Source organism: Mesorhizobium sp. M7A.F.Ca.CA.004.04.2.1, assembly GCF_004022825.1.
GTDB lineage: Bacteria > Pseudomonadota > Alphaproteobacteria > Rhizobiales > Rhizobiaceae > Mesorhizobium.
In genome coordinates, this window is record NZ_RZPH01000430.1 from 1 (window position 1) to 4,787 (window position 4,787).

The following is a 4,787-nucleotide window of genomic DNA, read 5'->3' on the forward strand; positions in this document are numbered from 1 at the left end:
GGCCATCGCCGACGCGGAGCCTACCTCACCCTGGCAGCCGACCTCGGCGCCCGAGATCGATGCGTTGGTCTTGATGATGCCGCCAACGGCGGCAGCCGTCAGCAGGAAATCACGAATGCTCGGCTGGTCCGCCTCGGGATGGAAATGCAGCCAGTAGCGCAGCACCGCCGGCAGCGTGCCGGCAGCGCCATTGGTCGGCGCGGTGACCACGCGGCCGCCGGCGGCATTTTCCTCGTTCACGGCCATGGCGTAGATCGACAGCCAGTCATTGGCGAGCAAAGGATTGGGCTTGTTCTGCTGCCACTGCTCCTGCAGCTTATCGTGCAGCATGCGGGCACGGCGGCGCACCTTCAGCCCACCCGGCATGATGCCATCCTGCGACAGGCCACGGTCGATGCAGCCCTTCATGGCGCTCCAGATTCCGTCGAGGCCGGCGTCGAGCTCCTCGCGCGTCATCTGCGTTTCCTCGTTGACGCGTTTCATGTCGGCGATGGAAAGACCGCTTTTGCCGGCCATGGCCAGCATCTCGACCGCATTCTTGAACGGATAAGGCACTTTCTTGCCTTCGGTTGTCACCGAACCCTTGGCTTTCATCCGCTGCAGTTCTTCTTCGGAAACCACGAAGCCGCCGCCGATCGAATAATAGATCCGCTTGAGCAGCAGGCGGCCGCCGGCGTCATAGGCGTAGAACGCCATGCCGTTGGCGTGACCGGTGAGCGGCGTCTTGCGGTCCAGCACCAGATCGGTGGCCGGATCAAAGCGATAGGAGGGATGGCCGGGCGGCGAAATGCGCTTTTCGGCGGCGATGCGGCTGGCAATGCCATCGGCCTGGTCGGGATCGACCGTCTGCGGCGTCAGACCGGCAAGGCCGAGCATGACGGCGCGATCACTGCCGTGGCCAATACCGGTGTAGGCGAGTGACCCGTGCAGGCTTGCGCCAAGCCGGTCGACCTTGACGCCCGCCGGACGCGGCCAGTCATTTCCCGCGACCTCGTCGAGAAACCGCGCAGCGGCGGTCATCGGCCCCATCGTGTGCGAACTCGACGGTCCTATGCCGATCTTGAACAGGTCGAAAACCGAAAGGAACACGCGGCGTTGTCTCCTGGAGTCAGGTCGAGGACTACATATAGGAATTCCCACGATGTTTCCGCTCTTTTGGAAATCGCGGCGCTGCACCCGCCGACCTTGTTTGCTCCGGCAGCGACATTGGTACGATCGCTGTATGCGGACATCGAAGCGATTGCGCTGAATGTGATAAATTCAGTCCATGGGCGATTCCCTCGATCTTTCGACAGCCGATCTCGCGGCGCTGGCCTTCTTCCTCGTCGCGTGGCTGCTGCACACGTTCGCCTCCGACGGCAAGCTGGTCAGCCGCATGTCGCTGACGACGGCGATGAATGCACAGCGGCAAGCCTGGATGCGGACCATGGCCGAGCGCGAGATCCGCATCGTCGACACCGCCATTATGAGCGGGCTGCAGCAAGGCACCGCCTTCTTCGCCTCCAGCTCGCTGATCGCGATCGGCGGCTGCTTTGCCTTGCTCGGCGCGTCCGACCGGGTTCTTGAAGTGCTCAGCGACCTGCCCTTGGGTGGCGCGCCGTCGCGCGCGGCTTTTCAGATAAAGGTGTTCGGACTGGTGCTGATCCTGGCGTTTTCGTTCTTCAAATTCGGCTGGGCGTACCGGCTGTTCAACTATTGCACGATCCTGATCGGCGCCGTGCCGATCCCGCATGGCGAAGCCTCACGCAATCCTGTCACCGAAACGGCGGTGTGGCGTGCGGCGCAAATGAACATGCTGGCCGGAAAGCACTTCAACTCCGGCCTGCGCGGGGTGTTCTTCTCGATCGGTTATCTCGGCTGGTTCGTCGACCCCATGGTGTTCGTGTTGTCGACGCTGTTGCTGCTGGCCGTTCTGGTGCGGCGCCAGTTCTTCTCGGCCGCCAGGCAGGCGGTGATCGGTCAGCCGCCTGGAAAAGGCTGATCGATCCGGCCAGACAGCCAATAGGCAAAAAGCCCGATCCATTCGCGGATGGCCATGGTGGTGGCCTGCAGTGAGTCGGCCGGATTATCGCGGAACAGCCCGATGCCTTCTTTGCCCGAGGTGCGATAGTCGACCGGCCAGGGAACGGTGGCGAAGCCGGCCTTGTCGAACAGCGCCTTGGCGCGCGGCATATGGAAGGCTGAGGTCACGAGCAGCCAGGTCTCGCCGGGCTTCGGCGTGACCAACTCCTTGGTGAAGACCGCGTTCTCATAGGTGTTGCGGGATTTGTTCTCCAGGATCAGACGATCGGCGGCCACGCCAAGCGCGGTGAGCAGGCGCGGCGCGGTTGCGGCATCGCCCTCGCCATCGAGAAACAACGCGCCGGTGCCGCCGGAGACGACCACCTTGGCGGTGGGAAAGCGCCGGGCCAGAACTGCGGTCTCGACCATCCGATCGCCGCTGCTGTTCAACTCATAGCCGCCCCGCGCCAGATTGATGGCGCCCTCAAAGCCGCCGCCGAGCACGACGATGCCGTCGACCTTTGCCGGCAGCGGCGGGCGCGCGAAGCGCTCTTCCAGCGGATTGAGCATCATGGCGCCGAGCGACGTCCAGGCTGACAGCGCAAGGATCAGAAATGCCAGCAAGCTGCCGGTGGCCGCCAGCCGCCGGCGCCCGATCATGGCCGCGAGCAGTCCCGCCAGCAGCAGGAAGATCGCCAGGTTGAGCGGCTGGATGAAGAACCAGAAGATCTTGGACAGGTAGAAGAACATCGCTCACCCCATTGCAGCGCCGCGCGGGCGTGGGCGCTCAAAGGACGCTAACACTTTGATTTTGCGCAGGATCCTTCCGAAAATCGATTCCGACTTTCAGGGCATGCGCTAGACGAGCGACGTCCCTACCACCACTTCTCCGGCTGGAACGTGCCTGCGGCCTGCTCGATGACGGCGGCGGTCTGGAACAGCGTTTCCTCGTCGAACGGCCGGCCGATCAGCTGCAGCCCGAGCGGCAGGCCCTTGGCGTCGAGCCCGGCGGGTACGGCGATGCCCGGCAGGCCGGCCATGTTCACCGTGACGGTGAAGATGTCATTGAGGTACATCTTGACCGGATCGGCAGCCATGTCCTCATCGGCGACGCCGAAGGCGGCGGAAGGCGTTGCCGGGGTCAGGATGACATCGACGCCGGCGGCGAAGACCGTCTCGAAATCCCGCTTGATCAGATTGCGCACCTTCTGCGCCTGCAGATAGTAGGCGTCGTAATAGCCGGCCGACAGCACATAGGTGCCGATCATGATGCGGCGCTTGACCTCGCGGCCGAAACCGGCGGCGCGGGTCTTCTCATACATGTCGACGATATCCTTGCCCGGCACGCGCAATCCGTAGCGGACGCCATCATAGCGGGCGAGGTTGGACGAAGCCTCGGCGGGCGCCACGATATAGTAGGCAGGCAGCGCGTACTTCGTATGCGGCAGGGAAATGTCAACGATCTCAGCGCCGGCGTCCTTCAGCCAGGCAATGCCCTTCTGCCACAGCGCTTCGATCTCTTCGGGCATGCCGTCGACGCGGTATTCCCTGGGAATGCCGACCTTCATGCCCTTGATGGGCTTGCCGATCACCGCCTCATAATCCGGCACTGGCCGGTCGACCGACGTCGTGTCCTTCGGATCGACTGATGCCATCGACTTCAACAGGATCGCGGCATCGCGCACGTCGCGCGCGATCGGGCCGGCCTGGTCGAGCGACGAGGCGAACGCGACGATACCCCAGCGCGAGCAGCGGCCATAGGTCGGCTTGATGCCGACCGTCCCGGTGAAGGCGGCCGGCTGGCGGATCGAGCCGCCAGTGTCCGTCGCGGTCGCGCCGGCGCACAGGAAGGCGGAGACTGCCGTGGCCGACCCGCCGGAAGAGCCACCCGGCACCAACTGCGCATTGTCCAGGCTGCGCACGGCCCTCGTGCCGCCGGCCGAGACGAAGCCGCCATCGCCCTGATGCGTCGTCGGCATCACCGCAGTATCGAGGCGCGAGCGCCGCCACGGATTGATGACCGGACCATAGTAGGACGTCTCGTTGGACGAACCCATGGCGAACTCGTCCATGTTGAGCTTGCCGAGCATAACGGCGCCGTCGGCCCACAGATTTGACGTAACGGTCGATTCGTAGCGCGGCTTGAACCCGTCGAGCACATGGCTGCAAGCCTGCGTGTGGACGCCTTCGGTGCCGAACAGGTCCTTGATCCCCAACGGAATGCCTTCCAGCGCACCGCCCTCGCCCTTGACCAGCCTGGCGTCGGACGCCTTGGCCATGTCGCGCGCCTTGTCGCCGGTCACGGCGACATAGGCATTGAGCGCCGGATTGGCGCGCTCGATAGCGCCGAGATAGGCCTCGGTGATCTCGGTCGCGGTGATTTCCTTGCCGCGCAGCTTGGCGCGGGCCTGTGAAATCGTCAGCTGGGTCAGGTCGCTCATCAAAGGCTCTTTTCGTAAAACACCGACCACTCAGAATCGGGATAATCCAGCACCGGGCCGCAACGCGAAAACCCGGCGCGTTCGTAGACTGTCCACGCCGCGGGATGACGATCGCCCGTCTCCAGCACCAGTCGCTTCAGTCCCTCGTTGCGCGCCAGCGCCTCGACCCGCTCAACGATTTTCGCGCCGATCTTCTGGCCGCGATGCGACGGCCTGATATACATGCGCTTGACCTCGCCAATGGCGCCGTCATGACGCTTCAGCGCGCCGCAGCCGATGGCCAGGCCTTTATCGCGGGCGATGAAAACCGTCGTGTCCTGACCGGCCATCTGCTCAACCGTCAAA

The 4,787-nt window shown here is 64.1% G+C and carries 5 protein-coding genes; 1 reads left to right on the forward strand and 4 read right to left on the reverse strand.

Going from position 1 to position 4,787, the window contains the following annotated elements; genetic code table 11:
- On the reverse strand, positions 1–1,089 hold a 1,089-nt coding region (locus EN893_RS19240), incomplete at its 3' end, for an L-serine ammonia-lyase (protein WP_128361703.1).
- Between the two features lie 178 nt (positions 1,090–1,267).
- On the opposite strand from EN893_RS19240, the gene EN893_RS19245 reads away from it, so the two are divergent.
- The gene (locus tag EN893_RS19245) at positions 1,268–1,981 is read left to right on the forward strand and encodes a DUF599 domain-containing protein (RefSeq protein WP_027161543.1); all 714 of its coding nucleotides are present in this window, start codon (positions 1,268–1,270) and stop codon (positions 1,979–1,981) included.
- Here EN893_RS19245 and EN893_RS19250 read toward each other — a convergent pair.
- From EN893_RS19250 to EN893_RS19260, 3 genes are all read right to left on the reverse strand, one after another.
- Entirely contained in the window at positions 1,960–2,751 is a 792-nt protein-coding gene (locus EN893_RS19250) for a YdcF family protein (protein WP_127276740.1), read from the reverse strand. The two genes, EN893_RS19245 and EN893_RS19250, sit on opposite strands and share 22 nt — an antisense overlap.
- Before the next feature lie 125 nt (positions 2,752–2,876).
- The gene (locus tag EN893_RS19255; protein WP_127272495.1) at positions 2,877–4,442 is read right to left on the reverse strand and encodes an amidase family protein; all 1,566 of its coding nucleotides are present in this window, start codon (positions 4,440–4,442) and stop codon (positions 2,877–2,879) included.
- A partial coding sequence (locus EN893_RS19260; RefSeq protein ID WP_164900956.1) for a GNAT family N-acetyltransferase occupies positions 4,442–4,787 on the reverse strand: 346 nt, incomplete at its 5' end. The genes EN893_RS19260 and EN893_RS19255, both read right to left, overlap by 1 nt.